General features: G+C 43.4%; 15 protein-coding genes. 7 read left to right on the plus strand and 8 right to left on the minus strand.

Features of this window, described 5'->3' with window-relative positions:
* Nucleotides 1-34: 34 nt before the first annotated feature.
* Complete coding sequence (locus NG798_RS10635) at nucleotides 35-643, minus strand: cupin (protein ID WP_261222488.1); 609 nt, start codon at nucleotides 641-643, stop codon at nucleotides 35-37.
* Between the two features lie 182 nt (nucleotides 644-825).
* Here NG798_RS10635 and NG798_RS27995 point away from each other — a divergent pair, with 182 nt between their 5' ends.
* The 5 genes from NG798_RS27995 to NG798_RS10660 all read left to right on the plus strand — a co-directional run bounded on the left by NG798_RS27995 (nucleotide 826) and on the right by NG798_RS10660 (nucleotide 7,727).
* Entirely contained in the window at nucleotides 826-2,253 is a 1,428-nt protein-coding gene (locus NG798_RS27995) for an FAD-dependent oxidoreductase (protein ID WP_261222489.1), read from the plus strand.
* A 583-nt stretch (nucleotides 2,254-2,836) separates the two neighbouring features.
* Nucleotides 2,837-3,232: a hypothetical protein gene (locus NG798_RS10645; protein ID WP_261222490.1), complete on the plus strand. Its 396-nt coding sequence runs from the start codon at nucleotides 2,837-2,839 to the stop codon at nucleotides 3,230-3,232.
* Between the two features lie 310 nt (nucleotides 3,233-3,542).
* Nucleotides 3,543-4,544 carry an anti-sigma factor antagonist gene (locus tag NG798_RS10650; RefSeq protein WP_261222491.1) on the plus strand — a complete coding sequence of 334 codons (1,002 nt, stop codon included), beginning with the start codon at nucleotides 3,543-3,545 and terminating at the stop codon, nucleotides 4,542-4,544.
* Between the two features lie 142 nt (nucleotides 4,545-4,686).
* The gene (locus NG798_RS10655; protein WP_261222492.1) at nucleotides 4,687-5,190 is read left to right on the plus strand and encodes an ATP-binding protein; all 504 of its coding nucleotides are present in this window, start codon (nucleotides 4,687-4,689) and stop codon (nucleotides 5,188-5,190) included.
* Nucleotides 5,191-5,387: 197 nt separating this feature from the next.
* Nucleotides 5,388-7,727, plus strand: a complete 2,340-nt coding sequence (locus tag NG798_RS10660) for a SpoIIE family protein phosphatase (protein WP_261222493.1) — start codon at nucleotides 5,388-5,390, stop codon at nucleotides 7,725-7,727.
* 145 nt (nucleotides 7,728-7,872) lie between these two features.
* On the opposite strand, the gene NG798_RS10665 is transcribed toward NG798_RS10660, so the two are convergent.
* Nucleotides 7,873-8,214 carry an STAS domain-containing protein gene (locus tag NG798_RS10665; protein ID WP_261222494.1) on the minus strand — a complete coding sequence of 114 codons (342 nt, stop codon included), beginning with the start codon at nucleotides 8,212-8,214 and terminating at the stop codon, nucleotides 7,873-7,875.
* A gap of 293 nt (nucleotides 8,215-8,507) precedes the next feature.
* On the opposite strand from NG798_RS10665, the gene NG798_RS10670 reads away from it, so the two are divergent.
* Nucleotides 8,508-8,660, plus strand: a complete 153-nt coding sequence (locus NG798_RS10670; protein WP_261222495.1) for a hypothetical protein — start codon at nucleotides 8,508-8,510, stop codon at nucleotides 8,658-8,660.
* 265 nt (nucleotides 8,661-8,925) lie between these two features.
* Here NG798_RS10670 and NG798_RS10675 read toward each other — a convergent pair whose 3' ends face one another.
* From NG798_RS10675 to NG798_RS10700, 6 genes are all read right to left on the minus strand, one after another.
* Nucleotides 8,926-10,353, minus strand: a complete 1,428-nt coding sequence (locus tag NG798_RS10675) for an OB-fold nucleic acid binding domain-containing protein (protein WP_261222496.1) — start codon at nucleotides 10,351-10,353, stop codon at nucleotides 8,926-8,928.
* A complete protein-coding gene (locus NG798_RS10680; protein ID WP_261222497.1) occupies nucleotides 10,346-11,125 on the minus strand; it encodes an endonuclease in 780 nt (259 codons plus the stop codon). The genes NG798_RS10675 and NG798_RS10680 overlap by 8 nt, the downstream gene beginning before the upstream one ends.
* Before the next feature lie 10 nt (nucleotides 11,126-11,135).
* Entirely contained in the window at nucleotides 11,136-13,808 is a 2,673-nt protein-coding gene (locus NG798_RS10685) for a DNA polymerase III subunit alpha (protein WP_261222498.1), read from the minus strand.
* 82 nt (nucleotides 13,809-13,890) lie between these two features.
* Complete coding sequence (locus NG798_RS10690) at nucleotides 13,891-14,775, minus strand: alpha/beta hydrolase (RefSeq protein ID WP_261222499.1); 885 nt, start codon at nucleotides 14,773-14,775, stop codon at nucleotides 13,891-13,893.
* A gap of 111 nt (nucleotides 14,776-14,886) precedes the next feature.
* Nucleotides 14,887-16,347 carry an Asp-tRNA(Asn)/Glu-tRNA(Gln) amidotransferase subunit GatA gene (gene gatA, locus NG798_RS10695; RefSeq protein ID WP_261222500.1) on the minus strand — a complete coding sequence of 487 codons (1,461 nt, stop codon included), beginning with the start codon at nucleotides 16,345-16,347 and terminating at the stop codon, nucleotides 14,887-14,889.
* Nucleotides 16,348-16,382: 35 nt separating this feature from the next.
* Nucleotides 16,383-16,559, minus strand: a complete 177-nt coding sequence (locus NG798_RS10700; protein WP_261222501.1) for a hypothetical protein — start codon at nucleotides 16,557-16,559, stop codon at nucleotides 16,383-16,385.
* A 27-nt stretch (nucleotides 16,560-16,586) separates the two neighbouring features.
* Here NG798_RS10700 and NG798_RS10705 point away from each other — a divergent pair, with 27 nt between their 5' ends.
* The gene (locus tag NG798_RS10705; RefSeq protein WP_261222503.1) at nucleotides 16,587-18,533 is read left to right on the plus strand and encodes a protein-arginine deiminase domain-containing protein; all 1,947 of its coding nucleotides are present in this window, start codon (nucleotides 16,587-16,589) and stop codon (nucleotides 18,531-18,533) included.
* Nucleotides 18,534-18,660: the final 127 nt, after the last annotated feature.

The following is an 18,660-nucleotide window of genomic DNA, read 5'->3' on the forward strand; positions in this document are numbered from 1 at the left end:
GGTGGCGGGAAATTTTCTTTCCAAAAAAAACTTCCTAAAAAGGTTCAGCCGTATGCAAAATCGGATCAAAAGCCAATCGCTGATTTTCCTGAGATCCGTACACACAAAAACTCACCGTAACTTCATCCCCAATAGATTCAACGCGGTGAATTGCATTCGGCATAAAACTAATTAAATCTCCCGCCACCAAAACTTTCTGAGACAAAGGTTTGATTTTGTGGGGAAAATCTTTATCACCGGGGCGTTCCCAAAACTTATATTTACAGCTACCTTGTAATAACAAAACCACCGCCCAAGTGCCATGATTATGAATAGGTGAAACAATCCCCGGACGCGCCGCAACAATTTCCGCAGACAGGCCAAAATAAGGTTCCTCGTAAAGCTTTAAAATTGAAAAACCTGTGGCAGAGGAAGGTTCTAAAAACTCGGTTTGTAGCCAATAAGAACTCGTCAGCAATCGGCGCACTAAAGGGCGAATCATTTGCAGACGTCGGCGGTTTTCTTTAAACGTTAAAATGATATCTTCAATTTCCGTTAAAAATCGATAGAGACGATAAGGATTTGAAGGCCATTGAACATCGCCAGATAATATGCAAGCTTGACACTCACCGTTATCACTCACCAGCCAATCTCGACTTTCCATAAGCAAGGTAAAATTAAAACGCAGCAAGAGATACTACTAAGCTTCACTGTCTGATCCGTGCGTCCCACCCAATCCCCTCACCGTCAACTCCACGCCTGCGCCCTCCGCAGTAGCGCAACTGGGGAGGAAGAAAAGAAATAAATTTTTATTGTTGCGGTTGACCGTACCCTTGAGGTGAAATTGTGGCCAAAGAATATGATTTAGTGGTTATTGGCGGTGGCTCAGCCGGTTTAGTCGTAGCAAGCGCGGCGGCTCAACTGAAAGCAAAAGTCGCACTGGTGGAATGCGAACGTTTGGGGGGCGATTGTTTGTGGTATGGGTGTGTGCCGAGTAAATCTTTGTTGCACGCCGCCGGCACCGCCTACACGGTAAAAAATAGCGGTCAGTTTGGCATAAATTACCAAAACTTAGACATCGATTTTGCCAAAACGATCCGCCATGTTGAACAAGTTATTGCTACTATTGAACCCCACGACTCACCGGCACGTTTTGAAAGTTTAGGGGTAGAAGTTATTTTTGGCAGGGGCGAATTTATTAACCGGCAAAGCTTCGCAGTTAATGACAGAATTCTCACAGCGCGTGCATTTGTCATCGCTACCGGTTCGCGTCCTTTTATTCCAGCAATTGAGGGATTAAAAGAGTGTGGATATTTAACAAATGAGGAAGTTTTTTCTTTAACAAAACTGCCAAAAAAACTTGCCGTGATTGGCGCGGGGCCGGTGGGTTGTGAATTGGGCCAAGCCTTGGCACGTTTGGGATCGCAGGTGACTTTAATTGCCAAAACTGCCCAAATTTTAGCCAGAGAAGACCCGGAAGCGGCCCAAGTTGTCCAAACTCAATTGGAAGCAGAAGGTATTGAGATTTTGAGAAATAGAAAAGTCAATCGAATTGAAGTTAAGGGGGAGGAAAAAGTTATTTGGGATGGGGATCAAGAGTTAGCCAAAGTAGAAGAAATTCTGGTGGCTGTGGGCAGGGTGCCGAATGTGGACTTACTAAATTTGCCAGCGGCGGGGGTGGATGTTGGCAAGGGTGGAATTGTCGTCAATAATAAACTGCAAACGAGCAATCGGAAAATTTATGCTTGTGGGGATGTGATTGGCGGGTATCGGTTTACTCATGCTGCGAGTTATGAGGCGCAGGTGGTGTTGAAAAATGCCTTGTTTTTGCCGGCTTGGCGGGGCCATTATCGGGTGATGCCAAGGGCAACGTTTACGCAGCCAGAATTAGCCAGTGTGGGAATGACGGAGGCTGAGGCGCGTGATTGTTATGGGGATCAAGTTTGCGTGCTCAAACAAGAGTTTGCCGGTGTAGACCGGGCTGTGGCAGAATCACATAAAGAGGGTTTTGTCAAAATTATTACGCGCCATAATGGGGAAATTTTGGGGGCGCATTTGGTGGGCACGAGGGCCGGTGAGTTAATCCACGAGGTTGTTTTGGCGATGAGTTATAAGCTCAAGGTTTCGGCGTTGAGTAATATGATTCACATTTACCCTACTCTTTCGGAGGTCACTGGCAAGGCGGCTTTGCAGTTAACTAAGCAGAATTATGCTGCAAACAAGCGGTTACAGGGTTTGTTAGAAAGGTTTTTTGCTTTGCGCCGCCGTTTGTAATTTGGCGGCAATTGGCAAGGTAAGATAACTTAAGTTGCAAGTTAGCGAATCTAAATATTTCGATGGCTGCTTTGGGCGAGCCAGTCCTTATGCCTTTAAGCCCACATCCCTCCACAGAGTGCTAAAAAAGGCGGAAACTGCTCGCTACCGCCCTTAAAAAAGCGATTAGGCGACGCAAAAGATTTGTTTTATGACTACCGACTTAGGTTTAAGATATAAAGGAACCAAGCAAACAAGTTCTATGTTTTTTTTGGTTAGTTTAATAATAGTTCTCTGACATCTATCTAAAGTTGTATTTTTGGGGCGTTAAATGGGTATAATCGTTTTTAGTCACCAGTTTGTCGTTGTTAATTGTAGTTCACTACACAAATCAACGCCTAACTGACGAAAAAAAAGGCATGGCGATCAATATCACAAAAATAGCCATCGCAAATCACAACTTTTGTCAGAGATTCATCACTGGGAAAGACGATGATTATCACCTTGCCACATCGGCTTTCATCACTGTCTGAGCCGATTTTAGGGCTCATACTAAGACTAGAAGGATTTGTTATGGCAAAAAAAGTCCGAGGAGGGACTTGCCATGTTGTTTAGACCTGGATTTGACGACCGGAAACTGGCTGAGAGCTTTTATCAGACTTTGTTGCAGCGATTGTGTGATTCTTTTGATAATTCGACACAACGGCTGTTAGAAGATTGCAATTTTGGTTTTGCTCCTAGTCCTGTGGGCTTAAAAACTTTTTTTATTGTGGCTCCCAGCTTAGATGTGGCGGAGCAATTGATCGAACGCATTGATAGCATTATTGGCCAAGTTACAGCACTGATGGCCGGTGTGGGGCAAACGGCGATTTGTGTAGGGCCAAACCGGGAGCCGGTGGATTGTTCCTCTCCAACCGAGCAATCACTCCAAACTCCGCCTCGATTTATGATGGGTAAAATTTTTCCCCACCCGCCAGCAGAAGACGAAATGCTCGATTAGTGTCTTTGCGCCGCAACCCTTGAAAAAGGGAGAGTGAAGCATTATCGCCACCAGCCTTCGCTGGCTGGCTTTTTTTTGAGAATTTTTCAGTTATTTTCAGCCTCGCAAAGTCTCACTCAGCCAGACTTGAAGGGTTTGGTTGCTATGAAAGGCTGTGTCCACACACCAAAAAAAGAAGTTTGTGTAAAGTCAGTAAAGTTAGATTGCTCAAAGGTTGCCAAATAAGCTAGGATTGCCAAACAATGAAGACGGAAATTTCGCGTTAAATTTTTTTTATTCATTCAACTGTAACGAAAAGTATCAGGGTTATATGGTTAGCCAACCCCAAGATGCCGATTTTCTGGTTTCTTTTTCCGAGCAAATGCCGGTGGTGTTACTACCGGCCCGCCTGAGCGTTCTGGAAGCAGTGGCATTTAAGGAAACCTGTCAGCAGCTTTTTGTGGCCACTCCGCCACCGAGTAAGCTGGTGCTGGACTTCAGCCAGACGGTTTTTATGGACAGCAGTGCTGTGGGTGCGTTGGTTAATAACGTGCGGACAGCACAACAAAAAGGCATTGAACTCGTGTTGCGAAACGTCCAACCGCAAGTGATGGCCGTGCTGTCGATCACCGGCCTGGATCAGGTGCTAACGGTCGAGAGAGCGGGGCCAACACCCCTAAATACAGACCGCAAAGCTCGCGTCGATAACCAATTGCCCACCACTCACCCCTCGGTGCGGTCTTGGGTAAAACGGGCGCTGGACGTGATCGGAGCACTGGTAGGTTTGGCAATCACGGCGATACTGTTGATCCCGATTGGAATTGCAATTAAACTGGATAGTCCGGGGCCGATTTTTTTCAGTCAAATTCGCTGCGGATGGATGGGCCGGCGCTTTCGGCTGTGGAAGTTGCGGTCGATGTGTTCCAATGCGGAGGCTTTGAAGTCGCAAGTCGAGAATAAAGTCGAAGGGCCATTGTTTAAAAACGATAATGACCCCCGGATTACTAAAGTGGGCCGGTTTTTGCGGCGGACAAGTTTGGATGAGTTGCCACAATTTTGGAACGTCCTCAAAGGTGATATGAGTTTGGTGGGGACTCGTCCGCCTACCCCCGATGAGGTAGAGCGTTATGAGGTTCCTGAGTGGCAGCGTTTGGATGTTAAACCAGGGATGACGGGTGAGTGGCAGGTTAATGGCCGGTCAAAAATCACCAAATTTGAAGATGTCATCAAAATGGATTTGCAATATCAAAAAAATTGGAGTTTGGTTTATGACTTAAAATTGATTGTTAAGACGGTTTTGGTTTTGTTCCGCAAAAATAGTGGTGCAATGTGAAAAAAAAATTGCCAAGGAAGTGAGTTAGATGAATCTCTGATTTAATCTAGTGAACGGCAGTTTTTTTCGGACACCGGCAACCTGCTTTATCAGGCAGGGCGGAGTTTATGAACAGAAATTTCATTCTTCTCTTATATAGAAGATGATGTTAGAAAATTTTGGAAGTTGGTGGAAAGACAAGATATTCCAAAGCGCAAAAAAACCGCCCGAACCAGAGCAACTGATTAACCAATCAAAGCTTAGGGCTTCGACAAATATTAAAGATGTCGAGAAAGTTTTGGAGTGGTTTGAACAATTCAATCAGCCGCCGATAGAAGGCAACATTTGGTGGCGGTGTCAAACGGCTCTGGTGGAAGGATTCACGAATGCTGTCCGCCACGCGCACAAAAACTTGCCTTCCACTACGCCTATTGAATTAGAGGTTAAAGTGTTTGCTAAACATTTAGAAATCCGCATTTGGGATTGCGGTCAGCCTTTTGATTTGCTGGCAAAACTCAATGAAATTTTGCAAAATCCTCCTCTCGATCCCCTGGAAAAAGAAGGCGGTCGGGGACTAATTTTTATGAAAAAATTAACTGATGAGATTGCTTATAATCGCGGGGCTGATCAGCGTAATTGTTTGGTAATGCGCAAGAATTTTGATTGAAAGTAAGCCAAAAGTTGAGGGTAATTTTAAGAATTAAAGTTGCTCCTTGTTGGGTAAGAAAAAAATCTCCCTGTAGGGGGATTTCGCTAGGCAGTCATTTCAATTTAGATGTATAAAAGCATCTAATTTTTATTTCAATATTGGCTGCTGGTGTGACTATAGAAATGGTAAACTCCGTGACAACTGCTCTTGTCGCAATGAGCCAAACACCATTGCCGTCTAAGGAAGCTTTGAGAATTGAAGCACTGAGGCATTATCATATTTTGGATACTGCCCCAGAGCCTGCATTTGACGATTTGGTACGGTTGGCGGCACAAATCTGCTCTACTCCTACAGCGCAGATCAGTTTAATAGATACTGATCGCCAATGGTTAAAGGCAAAATTTGGCTGGTCAAAGGGCTGTATGCGCCGTCAGTTCGCTTTTTGCGCTCATGGAATATTGTGCAATGGATTGTTTATTGTCGGCGATGCTTTGCAAGATAGCCGGTTTGCAGCGCATCCTCTGGTGATTGGCCCTCCTTATATCAGGTTTTATGCCGGTGTGCCCTTGATGACGGGGGATGGTTTGGCGCTGGGGATGTTGTGTGTGATCGATTACAAGCCCCGCGAGTTAAGTTTAGAACAGCAAGAAATGTTGCAAACGCTGGGGCGTCAGGTGATGACGTTGATGGAGTCGCGCCGGCAATTGCGGCAAATGGAAACGACTCAAGCGCATTTGCACAATTTTTTGGATCGGGCCAATGTTTTGATTCAAAGTGTCCGGTTATCGGATGGTAAGTTAATGTCGGTTAATCAAACTTGGCGCTGCACGTTGGGTTATAGTGATGCCGAAATTGATGAAATGTGGTTGTGGGATGTGCTGCATCCCGAAAGCCGTCAACTTTGGTTATTAGAGAAATTGCGCCAAGGTCAAGCGATTGAAGGGATCGAGTTGATTTTTTTGAGCAAAAATGGCGATGCGGTGTGGGTGGAGGGAAATATCGATTGCCGTGTTGAAGCCGGTCAACCGTTGAGCCGTTGGATTTTTCGGAATGTGACATCTCGCAAATACCGGCAAATTTTTGAGCGCAGCGATGAAGGGTTATTTCAAGTGACTTTGGATGGCCGGTTTTGTACCGCTAATGCGGCTTTGGCTCGCATTTTTGGGTATGATTCGCCAGAACAGTTTTTACAATGTGTGGAAAATATTGGCCAACTTTATGCGGAGACAAATTTATGGAAAAAGTGTCTCCAACAGTTAGAAATTGAAAAAGAATTACGCCAGGAAGAAGTTATGGCTTGGCGCAATGGTTCAGAAATTTGGGTTTCGCAAACTTTGGTGTTGCGTCAGGATGTGAATGGCCGGTCAGTGGGGGTTGAGGGATTTGTGCGGGATGTGACGACGCGCAAGCAGTCGGAAGTGACGATTCAAATGGCAAAGGAATTGCTGCAAACGGTTTTGGACGCGGTACCAGGGGCGGTTTCTTTGATTAGTTCAAATTTTCGTTATTTGGGCGTTAACCGCCATTTAGCGACGATTTATAATATGCCGCAAGAGGATTTTGTGAATCGCGAAGTAGGCTTTCATCAGTCGAAATTTGGTCAATTTGTACGGGACTTTTTTGCGAGTTCTGCGAGTGAAGCTTCTTTAGAAATTGATGCGGAAGTAGAAGGATCTCCCAGTCATGCGGTGCTTGCTAAAAAGTGGAATTGGTTGGGGGATGAAGCGGCGGTTTTTGTGGGGATTGATATTACTCAGCGCAAGCTTGCTGAGGCGGCGTTGCAAGCTGAGTTAGAGGAAAGAGAGCGTATTCAGGCGGCGCTAGAGGCGGAGTTGGAGGAGGCGGCTAAGTATGTGCGTTCACTTTTGCCGGCACCAATGCGCGGGCCGGTGGGAATTGATTGGTTGTTTCTTCCTTCTAAAAAGTTGGGCGGTGATAGTTTTGGTTATGATTGGTTAGACCGGGATCATTTAGCAATTTATTTGATTGATGTTTCTGGTCATGGTTTAGGTTCGGCTTTGTTGTCGGTTTCGGTTTTAAATTTGCTGCGTTCTGGTTCGGGTTTACAGACCAATTATTATTGGCCGAGTGATGTTTTGGAGGCGCTTAATCAGACTTTCCAAATGGATAAGCACGGCAATATGTATTTGACAATTTGGTATGGCGTTTATAATCGTTTGACTAATCGGCTTATTTATGCAAGTGCCGGTCATCCACCGGCAGTTTTAATTTCCGAAAATCAAGGCGAGAAGGGGAAGTTACAAGAGCTTAGAAGCCCTGGATGTCTACCAATTGGAATGTTACCAAATGTTGAATATACCAACGCTGAGTGTGAGGTGGAACCAGGGAGCACTCTTTATATTTTTAGTGATGGAATTTATGAGTTTCCGCACCCAGATGGAAGAATTTGGAGTTTTGATATTTTTATCAATTGGCTAGGAAGTCGCTGTTTGGAAAATGAGATTAATTTGGATGAGTTTTTGTCTGAGGTACGAAGTGCGAATGGGAAAGATACTTTTGATGATGATGTGTCTTGGCTCCAAATTAGTTTTTAGTTTTTTTGCTACAGGCTTGGGTTTTTTTAGCTGTGATGCAGACAGATGATTTGAGGCGGGAGTGAAAAAAGTCTCCTGTAGGGGCGGGTTTAGAAACGTTGTTTATGGGAAGATAGACAACTAAATTAACCCACCCCTACGCTAACTATTCTTGGACAAGTTGTTCGACAGAATTTATGGCTTGACTAAAAGATTGCCGATCAGGGAATATTTCTAACAGTTTATTGATTCCCGATAGTTCGCAGATCATTTTCGCTTGATGATTTAGAGAACAAAGAAAAAATTTCAGGTTGGCAGCTTTAACAGTTTTATAGGCAGAAATGATCAGCCGCAAGCCGGAACTGTCCATAAATTTCACATCTTGCAAATCAATTAAGACAATATCGGCTCCTTCTTGAATGACATTGCTAATTTGTTGGTCAAAATGTTCCGCTTGTGTTGCGTCTAATATTCCCGATGGCTCTACGACTTTTACTCGATGACTCATAAGTTTTTTGTTGTTGGATAGAAGGGCACACAGAGAAACTACACTAATTTGCTGTAAGGTTTCGTAATTACCTTAGCTATAGCAAAAATTATGGCGGGTAGGAACGAAATTTGTCAAAGAACGCCTACTTTATAGACGTTTAGATGGGGCTTTTGTTGCTTCTTGACGCTTTTTTTTGCCTCTTTTGTGGGGGCTGGCTTTCTATTGAGGTTTAAAGATTATAAATATGCCGAAAGTAGGTTGCTAAAATGCAATCGTTGTAGTAGGTAATCGGCGGGGTGTCAATTTTCTTTATGAAAACTTTGCTTAAAAAGATGGTTTTGTTTGATTTACAGGTGGCGAAAATTATTTATGTGGCTGCTTTGGATGCGCCAAAAGAGATTTCGCGGCTGGGGGTGATACACAAATTGGGGGGATCATTTTGTATTGCCAATAGTCGGCAATAATTCTGCTCAATATTATACGCTGTGAGATTTATTACCGGCAACTGCATCGGCAGCAGTTATTCCTGCTGCGCCGATACCAATTCCGCCGAAACTAGCAACTATTCTGATATTGCAAATTAAGGCAGAAACGCCTATACCAGCAAAAGAGGCGGTGCTGATATAAACTGCCCTTTCTTGCTAATTTGTTTTTAATTTTTTCCTTTAAAAAATGCAATGCGTAGGCTGGGATGAAGCCCACCATAAATCGATGGGCAAACCTACTAATTTACCTTTCTTGAAGCGGAGAAACACGCGCATCAAACCCGCGATCTTTTAACCGGCTAACAAAAGATTCATACTGCTCTACCCGATAGTTTAATCCAAACTCAATAAAACGCCGTTGATCCCCAGAAACCACCATTGCAACCACCGGCACTTTTCCGCTATCTCGAGCAGCGGTGTAATCCCCCAAAATAACTTTTAGGTTTTTCATTTTCTCCCCGTCTTGTACTTCCTGCGGAGTTAGTTGCAACAGCACCATACTAACATATTCCTCTTCGCTTTCTTCATTTTGAAGGGGCGGTTCTGCTTCTATTTCTATAGATGCAACTACCGGCATTATAGGCTCATCCTTAACCCACTCCACCTTATCAACAATAATTTGTGGCTTATCGTCTTTAACTTCCACTTTTCCCGACACAATTAAAGGCTGCTCTGGGATCAAAAGCTCCTTAAACTGGTCGTAAATATCGGGGAAAACCACCGCCTCAGCTTGCCCTTCTAAATCTTCCATTTGCAGAAAAGCCATTTGCCGGTTATCTCTTTTAGTCGTGATTTTTTTAACCTCTGTCAGCAGCACAACTACATTAACTTTATTGTGCTTCTTTTTTTTCTCTTGCAATTCGTTAAGGGTAATTGGTGCCGGGTCGAGATGTTTGCCCATTGCAGCAGCATTTTTGAGTGGGTGAGTTGACACATATAACCCCAGTAATTCTTTTTCAAATTGTAACTTTTCCTTCTGGGGAAAATCATCAATCTGTGTCGCTTTTGGCGCTTCTTCAAACTTATTTGTATCCCCTGATATTCCCAGCAAATCAAACAAACTTGTTTGCCCACTTTCACGTTCTTTCTCTTTGTTTTGCGCCCATTTAACTACTAATTCCAAGTCAGCAATTAATTGTTTACGATTGGGATTAATTTTATCCAACGCGCCACATTTAATCAAAGATTCTAAAGTGCGGCTATTGACAGCGCGTAAATCGATTCGTTCACATAAATTCCCCAAAGACTTAAAAGGGCCACCTTCTTTGCGAACTTTTAAAATATTTTCAATAGCCCCCTCGCCGACATTTTTAATGGCAGAAAGACCAAACACAATTTTCTTATTTATTAAAGGTGTAAATTCCACATCTGAGCGATTAATATCCGGTGGTTCCACCTCAATTGCCATACTTTGACAGTTGGCGAGATATTTTTTCACCTTATCTTGATCGCCACTATTTGCAGTCAGTAATGCCGCCATGTACTCGGTGGTATAATTAGCTTTTAAATAAGCCGTTTGGTACGTCACATAGGCGTAGGCGGTGGAATGGGACTTGTTAAAACAATTAGAGGCAATCGTGCCATTTCTTAAGGCAAAATTATGAGCGCGCTCAACGCCGATATCATAAACAGGCTGAATTCCTAATGATTTACGGCTGACAATTTTAACCACGTTTGTAACTCCTTAGAATTTGTTGAATTTTAATTTTTTTGCGTTCCAGTCCCAAATTAGGATGCCGGTAGACAAAATCATAAAAAGCTTGGATATGTTGTCGGCTATAAATTTTCCAATAATAAACTTTTTTCAGGGAGTGTTTTTCGACAAAACCCATACCAAGCTGTTTTGCGAGTTGGTGGGTAAATTCCAAAGAGCCAACAATCCCAATTAGGCCTCCGCTTCTACCCACATTAACATAAGCACAGCCATCCCCATCAAAATAACCCAAAACATAGGACGATAAATACTTTTTTTCAGGAAAATAATAAACTCCAGAAAAAGTCCTTCCTGTTACAATCGCATAACTGGATAACGCCGTTGCAATTGTTTGGGAAGAAAAATTAATTCGATAGTGAGGTGCGCCGGCTATAGGCTTCACAACTCTGATATTACCTGAATAGTTCAACTCTTGACAAAGCAGTTCTGTCAATTCTTTATCAATAGACTCAAAAGCTACATAATTAGTTTTTGTTACACATCCATCAGCAGCTATCAAACCTAACAGATAGGCTTTAGTTGGAGAATCAATGACATCAAAGTAGCTTTCATTTAAAGTATAGCGATTTCTTCGCTTAGTATTAATACCAGCTTCCTTTAAAACTCTTGCAACTGCTCTCTCACTGACACTCAAATTCCCTGGAATAGACCGGCATTCAACACCCTGACTAAAAGCCTCAATAATCTGCTGCTTTTGTTCACTCGTTAAATTGGTGTAGTTGGTCAACATTTTTGGCAGCCTAAGATAAATTGACTTGTTTTAAATCTAACCCCCGTTCAAAGATGCTGTCAATCGCTAACATTTCCCCATCAGTGGTCATAAACTTATGGTCTTTTGTAGCGCGAATAATAGAGCCATCTTCCAAACAATACTCAAACACTTCTTGCTCTCCTCGCTTGTGCCATTGTGCAATAGGTTGTGAATAGACATAGCCATTACTATCAACACTATAAACCGTACATTCTATCTTTTCCTCAACGATTTTTCCGATAGGCATAGCGCCATATTCCACAGTCAAAATTTCCGTATCATAGGTTAAACAATACTCGGCGAATTTCACCATTTGATCAAACAAATCTTCAGCAATTTTTTGATGTACCCCATTTTTAGTAGCGCCATCAATAAAAAACTCTCGCTGTTTCTTCATTTCATCAGCCTTCTTTTTCCCCATTGCTCGTCTAAGTAAATCAGCTTGACCTAACGTATATCCCGCCAAATCTTGAGCTAATTTCATAATTTGCTCTTGATAAACAAGAACAGCATAAGTCTCTTGCAAAATCGGCTCTAAAAGCTGATGATCATATCTAATTTCCTCTCTACCATGCTTACGATTAATAAACAAAGGAATCAAACCTGCATCCAAAGGCCCAGGCCGGTATAAAGCCAAAATTGAAGAAATATCCTCAATACAAGAAGGCTTCAAATCGCGCACCACCTGACGCATTCCCGACGATTCCAATTGAAAAATCCCCTCCAACTCTCCCTGAGCTAAAGCTGCATAGGTTTTCTCAATATCGTCTGGAATTTTACTCGTATTTCCCTTCGCCGCAATTTCCTGATACCTTCTTTCTTCTGCCGGCAATTTATAAGGATCAATATCCTTATTTTGAGTTTGCTTAATTAACTCCAGAGTTTTCTGAATCATCGTTAAATTCTTCAAACCCAAAAAATCCATTTTCAGCAAACCCAGAGACTCCAAATCCTCCATAAAATACTGAGTAATTACCGCACCCTCATTATTCTTTTGTAACGGCACAATTTCATCCAGCGGATCAGCAGAAATCACCACCCCCGCCGCATGAACCCCATAAGTTTTATTCGTCCCCTCAATGCGGAGTGCCATATCAAGCCACTGTTTTGCCGTCACCGTTGTAATCGTCTTCCCACTAGCATCTTTAATCTCATATTCCTTCGTTTCATAAGTCGTTTTAAACTCCGGTTCTGGCGTACTATCGGAAATCATATTCTTTAACTTTTCCGGTTTTCCCCGCGCCACCGGAATCATCTTCGCCATTCTATCCGACTCCGCATAAGGAATCCCTAAAACCCGCGCTACATCCTTTAAAACCGCCTTAGAAGTCATGCGGTTAAAAGTAATAATTTGCGCCACACGATCTTTCCCATATTTCTCGGCAACATAATCAATAACCTCATCGCGTCTTTCAATACAAAAATCCGTATCAATATCCGGCATAGACTTACGCTCTGGGTTCAAAAACCGCTCAAAAAGTAACCCATGATGCACCGGATCAATATTCGTAATTTTCAACGCATACGCCACCAAAGAACCCGCCGCCGAACCCCGCCCAGGGCCAACCGGAATCCCCTTATCTCTGGCAAACTTAATATAATCCCAAACCACCAAAAAATAAGTCGAAAAACCCATTCTTTGAATCATTTTTAGCTCATATTCCAACCGTTCCCTATACTCACTGTCAATTTCCGTTTTATTTTTCGCATTCAAACGTTCCATTAACCCCTTCCAAGTTTCCTCCTCCACATAAGTATCCGCCGTATAGCCAGAAGGAATAGGATAATTAGGCAAACGAGGCTCATTAAAAAGCTCATATTTCGTGACCTTCTCCGCCACTTCCAGCGTATTTTCAATTGCCTCTTTAATAACATCATCCGGCAAATGATCACGGAACAACTGCGCCATTTCTTCCGCAGATTTCAGATATTCCGTACCGCTATAACGCATTCTTTTTTCATCAAAAATAATTTGCTGAGTTTGAATGCAAAGTAACGCATCATGCGCCTCCACATCCGTACAATAAGTAAAGTGAGAATCATTGGTCGCCACAACCTTAATATCCAATTCCTTGGCGATTTTCACAATTCCCACATTCACGATCCGGTCTTCCCAATTCCCATGATCTTGAATTTCTAAATAATAATCATCCCCAAACAAATCCTTATACCACTTCGCCGTTTTTTTAGCTTCATCTATTTTGTTTCGCAAAAGCAAACGCGGCACCACACCGGCCAAACAACCACTCGTAACAATTAACCCCTCATGGTAGTCTTCAAACCATTCTTTTTTAATACAAGGACGCTGAAAAATTCCCGCTCCTTGCATACCCTCCAAATGAGCCTTCGTCGTCAGCTTCACCAAATGCTTATAACCCTGCGTATTCTTTGCTAAAACCACCTGATGATGTGGCCCTCTTTTACCTCTTTTTGTAGTATTAAGCGTTAGATTTTCCACATACATTTCATTGCCAATAATCGGCTTAATGCCCTTATTTCGGCACACCTTAATCAACTCAATTGCCCCATACATAACCCCGTGATCTGTCAGAGCAATCGCCGGCATCCCCAACTCTACCGCCCTATCAATTAATTGCGGTAACTGACTAGCCCCATCCAACAAACTATAATCACTATGAGTATGTAAATTAACAAAAGACATAAGCTTTTCTTAGATTTTAGATTTTAGATATTAATTCTAACACAACTCCCCATTTTCTAAACCCAAGCTGAGGTCGAGGCGTTTAGTGGATGTTCCCAGACTCAGCCGGCAAACTAGAACTTTTCTGCTGAGATTGGCGTTTTTTAACCTCATCAATAAACTCGCCAACAATGTCCAAATAACGCTTACCAGCCACCGTCGCCAAATTATTATGATCAGCACCATCAATAAAATGTAAATACTTCGGTTCATTAGCCAAATCAAACAATTTTTGACTCATAAAAGCCGGCACAGTCGCATCAGCCGTGCCATGAATAAACAAAACCGGCATCTTCAACTTGCCAATCTTTTCTGACGAATTAAACCGCTGGTGCAGCACCAAATCAATCGGAAAAACCACAAAAGAGGGATAAATTTCGCTCACCATATCCCGCATTGAAGTAAAAGAACCCTCAATAATCACCCCAGCAATTTCGGGATGCCGGCTTGCCAACTCAATAGCAATTGCCCCACCCAAAGAATGACCATAAACAAAAATTTGTTTTCCCTCAAAATTTCTTTCTTTCACCAAATAATTCCAAGCAACCTCCACATCCTCATAAACCGATTTTTCATTAGGAAAACCCCCTTCACTGAGGCCATATCCTCGATAATCAATTAACAAAACATTAAATCCCAACTGATAAAAACGATAAGCATGATTTACATTTCCCCCAATATTAACCCCATTCCCATGCAAATATAACAACACATCAGAATTAGGAGAACGAGCCGGCAACCACCAACCATGCAAACGTTCCCCCTTTGCAACCTCAAGCCAAACATCCTCATAAACCACCCCCACAGAAGCAGGAGTCTTTTCTATCACCGCTGAAGGAAAAAAAATCAAGTTTGGTTGGCGCGCCCACAAATACAAACACGCCGAACCATAAACAGCCACTAAAAACAAAACAACATATTTCAGCATAGCCCACCGGCTTTAAATAAAGTGGTTAAATAGCGCGATGGCGAGGCAGGCGGGACGCCTGCCCCACTGGCCCACCTGCTTTAAATATACTGCATCAACCCCAACAGAAAATTACATCAAAACCGGCTTACGGAAATGCCAATCCGTGCTCTGTTCATAAGCATAAGCCACCTCAAAAAGCAAGTGTTCTTGCAGCACATTACCAATCATTTGTAAACCAATTGGCAACCCATTGTCATCAAAACCACAAGGAACACTCAAAGAAGGCAACCCAGCCAAATTAACAGGAATCGTCATCAAATCCGACAAATACATACTCAGCGGATCATCAGTTTTTTCTCCAGCCTTAAAAGCCGTCGTTGGAGCAGTCGGACACACCAACACATCCACCTGAGCAAAAGCCTTATCAAAATCCTGTTTAATCAGAGTCCGAACCTTTTGGGCCTTCAAATAATAGGCATCATAATAGCCGGCAGAAAGCGTATAAGTTCCAATCATAATCCGCCGTTTTACTTCAGCCCCAAAACCCTCAGCACGAGTCTTAGCATACATCTCAATTAAATTCTCGGCATCGGGTGAGCGCATCCCATATTTCACCCCATCATAACGAGCCAAATTTGCCGAAGCTTCCGAAGGAGCAATAATATAATAAGTAGGCAAACCGTAACGGAAACGCGGGCAAGAAACTACCTGAATTTCTGCACCTAATTCTTGTAATTTTTCAATAGCTTTTGTAACCGCTTTTTCCACTGCCGGATCAATACCGGCCCCAAAAGTTTCTTGAATAACTCCTATTCTGCGCTGACCTTTTGGCCGTAAATTTGGTTGCAAAGCTTTGGCATAATCAGGGATTTTAACTTTTAAACTTGTCGAATCTTTGGGATCATAACCGGCCATTGCACTTAACATAATTGCCGTATCTTCCACCGACCGGCCAAAGGGCCCAATTTGATCCAAAGAAGAAGCATAAGCAACCAAACCATAACGAGAAACTAAACCGTAAGTTGGTTTCATTCCCACCACACCGCAAAAAGAGGCCGGTTGACGGATAGAGCCCCCCGTATCGCTGCCGGTGGCAACCACACACTCATTCGCCGCCACCGCCGCCGCAGAACCGCCCGAAGACCCCCCAGGCACCCGTTCCAAGTCCCAAGGGTTAGCCGTGAGTTGATAGGCAGAAGTTTCGGTAGAACTACCCATCGCAAACTCATCCATATTCGTTTTGCCGAGAACCACCGCACCGGCATCAATCAGCTTTTGGGAAACGGTAGACTCGTAGGGCGGGATAAAGTTTTGCAGAATACGGGAACCGCAAGTTGTGGGGATTCCCTTAGTGCACATATTGTCTTTAATTGCAATAGGGATGCCGGCCAGCAGACCAATTTGCTCGCCCGCAGCAATTTTAGCATCCACCTGACGGGCTTGCTCAAGAGCCAAATCAGCCGTCACACACAAAAAACTGCGGAGTTTCGGCTCTAATTTTTCAATACGTTCGAGCGCTTCTTTCGTAATTTCGACAGCCGAGCGGTCTTTGCGGATTAATTGTTTATGTAACTCACGGATCGATGCCATATTTGTACCTTAAATGATTTCAATTTAATAGCCCCTTAGCAAATATAGCGGTCAACTTGTACCTCCGACACAGACTTTTGCAGTAAAGCGTCCACCGGGCTGAGGGTAAACATCAAGATAGGCCGGTGTTTCAAAAACTTTCTAGCCCCAAACCCCAGCACAACCGGCCAAAATTCCCCTACACTAACCAAGGATTGACTAAAATCAGTCACTTGAGAATTTGTGTGTGAGGACAATCTATGCACCGGCAATGGCCCCAAGCTATCCTACCCCCCACCGGCACCCTAACGCCCATCCCAAAAACCGACACCCCCCAACTCCCCAAACTTTACCCAACCCGCAACCTACGGCAAAACCTGCGCGGGTTTCTCATCGCCCTCACCACCGCTTTCGGCACCCTTGCCGGCATGGAATTTTCCGACACCCCCCTCTCCGTCACCCCCCCCACCAGCTGCGTCACTCTCACCCCCAAAACCGGCACCCCACAAAACCGCTGCATCACCCCCACAGACTTTGCCAAATACACCGCTACCCCACCGACAAAAACTGCCCTCCAACCCTATCGAACCCCTGAACAAGAGAAAAAACGTCTCCAACGCAAAAACTTTGCCCTTGTTGGCGACAGCAACCGCGATGGCAAAGTGGATGAAAACGACTTTACAGACACAAAAACCTGGACATGGCAAACCGGCCCCTTTATCCTTTTTAACATGGATGATGATGACAACAAAGGCCGACCAGATTGGCAAGATAGAATAGTAAACGGCCCCAAAGATGAAGAAGATTTAGCCAAAATTACCCTCCAACTCAACCCCCAATTTCAAAAAAATATAGTCACCCTCACTGCCGATCCAAAATCCCGCCCTTATATTAATGTTTTTCAAAAAACTACACGCGGCTGGGTTCCCGTTTCCCTTGATGGTTCCCAACCACTTCCCTACACCAAAGAACTCATTTTAGGCGTAGAAGCGAAACAATTTGCTAACCGTAACTGGAACGGTTTAGTTACCCTGCAAGCGAAAGCAAAAGAAAGAGATAAAACCATTGTCACCGATAGCGTAGAAATGCGAGTTTCTCCTTGGTTGATGGTACCCAATACCGCAAAAGTTAAAGAACTTTATGTTAGTGATGTGGGGATGGCAAACCGGCAATTTGTTTCCCAACTTAGGGCCGGTATTACTCCCACCGGCGCCAAAGTTAACGTCATTCCTGGTGGTACAACCTGGAAACAAGACACAATGGAAATCGGCTATGTGCAGTTTCCCCAAGACTCAAAATTACGCGAATTTAACGTAGTCTTAAATGGACTCCGCCCCCAAGCTTCTGATTTTTATCCGCGTTCGCTTTTAAGTAAAGATTTTGGCTGGTTTCAAGTAGGAAAACCCCGCCGTTTAGATGCCCTCAATCAGTGGACAGATTGGTTCGGAAATTTAGAAGTTACTCCCCCTATTCCGGGGTATCCTTTAGGGCGAATATATTACGGAAATGCGGGCACTTTTGCCTTTCATCCTGAAGTCGTAGATTTTCTCAAAGCCCAAGAAGTTCAAGGCCCACCTATTGATTTAGATACCTCTTGGTTGGCAATTCGTCATGTGGATGAAATTATTAGTTTTATTCCCACACCTTCCGGCAAACCTTTAATGATGATTGTCAGCCCAGAAGAAGGCATCAATCTTTTAAAGGAACTTGATAAAAAAGGTTATGGAAAGGAGTTAATAAATCGGGGTTTAAGTAGCCAAACAACAGTCAAAGCAGCCCTCAACAACAAAAACCTGATTGAGTATAATTTGAGATTGCAGACCAAACATATTAATGCAATTCAAGCAAAAGTAAAACGGGAATTTAATCTCACCGATGACCAGATTATTCGCATCCCAGCGATGTTTAATTTTGGTGGTTCTTCTTTGTGGCCGAATATGGTAAACTCGGTGGTTGTTAATGGCCGGCTTATGGTTTCTAACCCGCGTGGGGCTATTATTCATGGCAAAGATTATACGCAGGAAGAATTGCGCCGTCGAGTATCAGAATCAAATTTAACGGTGTATTTTTTGGATGATAGATATTATCAAGAATTGCGGGGAAATACGCACTGTGCAACAAATACCCGCCGCGATGGAGTGGAAAAACCTTTGTGGGAAAGTTTACCAGATTGGTTGAATTCTCAACAGGTTGCTGGACAAAGATAAGGTTTACAAGGTCGGGTTTTTTAACTCGGCCTTTGTTTTTGTGGGGCCGGTGTTACCAGGTTTTATAATCGCACTGAACTCAATTTAAAGGGATTAAGCGAGATTGTCTATTCATTCAAGGTATGCT

Origin of the sequence: Ancylothrix sp. D3o, from assembly GCF_025370775.1 — a bacterium.
Taxonomy (GTDB): Bacteria; Cyanobacteriota; Cyanobacteriia; order Cyanobacteriales; family Oscillatoriaceae; genus Ancylothrix.

Bases quoted from the DNA above. Each gene is read 5' to 3' on its own strand.
- NG798_RS10650 (WP_261222491.1), top strand. From the start codon at position 3,543: ATGGTTAGCCAACCCCAAGATGCCGATTTTCTGGTTTCTTTTTCCGAG.
- gatA (WP_261222500.1), bottom strand. From the start codon at position 16,347: ATGGCATCGATCCGTGAGTTACATAAACAATTAATCCGCAAAGACCGC.
- NG798_RS10690 (WP_261222499.1), bottom strand. From the start codon at position 14,775: ATGCTGAAATATGTTGTTTTGTTTTTAGTGGCTGTTTATGGTTCGGCG.
- NG798_RS10670 (WP_261222495.1), top strand. From the start codon at position 8,508: ATGAAAACTTTGCTTAAAAAGATGGTTTTGTTTGATTTACAGGTGGCG.
- NG798_RS10705 (WP_261222503.1), top strand. From the start codon at position 16,587: ATGCACCGGCAATGGCCCCAAGCTATCCTACCCCCCACCGGCACCCTA.
- NG798_RS10635 (WP_261222488.1), bottom strand. From the start codon at position 643: ATGGAAAGTCGAGATTGGCTGGTGAGTGATAACGGTGAGTGTCAAGCT.
- NG798_RS10680 (WP_261222497.1), bottom strand. From the start codon at position 11,125: ATGTTGACCAACTACACCAATTTAACGAGTGAACAAAAGCAGCAGATT.
- NG798_RS10655 (WP_261222492.1), top strand. From the start codon at position 4,687: ATGATGTTAGAAAATTTTGGAAGTTGGTGGAAAGACAAGATATTCCAA.
- NG798_RS10645 (WP_261222490.1), top strand. From the start codon at position 2,837: ATGTTGTTTAGACCTGGATTTGACGACCGGAAACTGGCTGAGAGCTTT.
- NG798_RS10660 (WP_261222493.1), top strand. From the start codon at position 5,388: ATGAGCCAAACACCATTGCCGTCTAAGGAAGCTTTGAGAATTGAAGCA.
- NG798_RS10685 (WP_261222498.1), bottom strand. From the start codon at position 13,808: ATGTCTTTTGTTAATTTACATACTCATAGTGATTATAGTTTGTTGGAT.
- NG798_RS10665 (WP_261222494.1), bottom strand. From the start codon at position 8,214: ATGAGTCATCGAGTAAAAGTCGTAGAGCCATCGGGAATATTAGACGCA.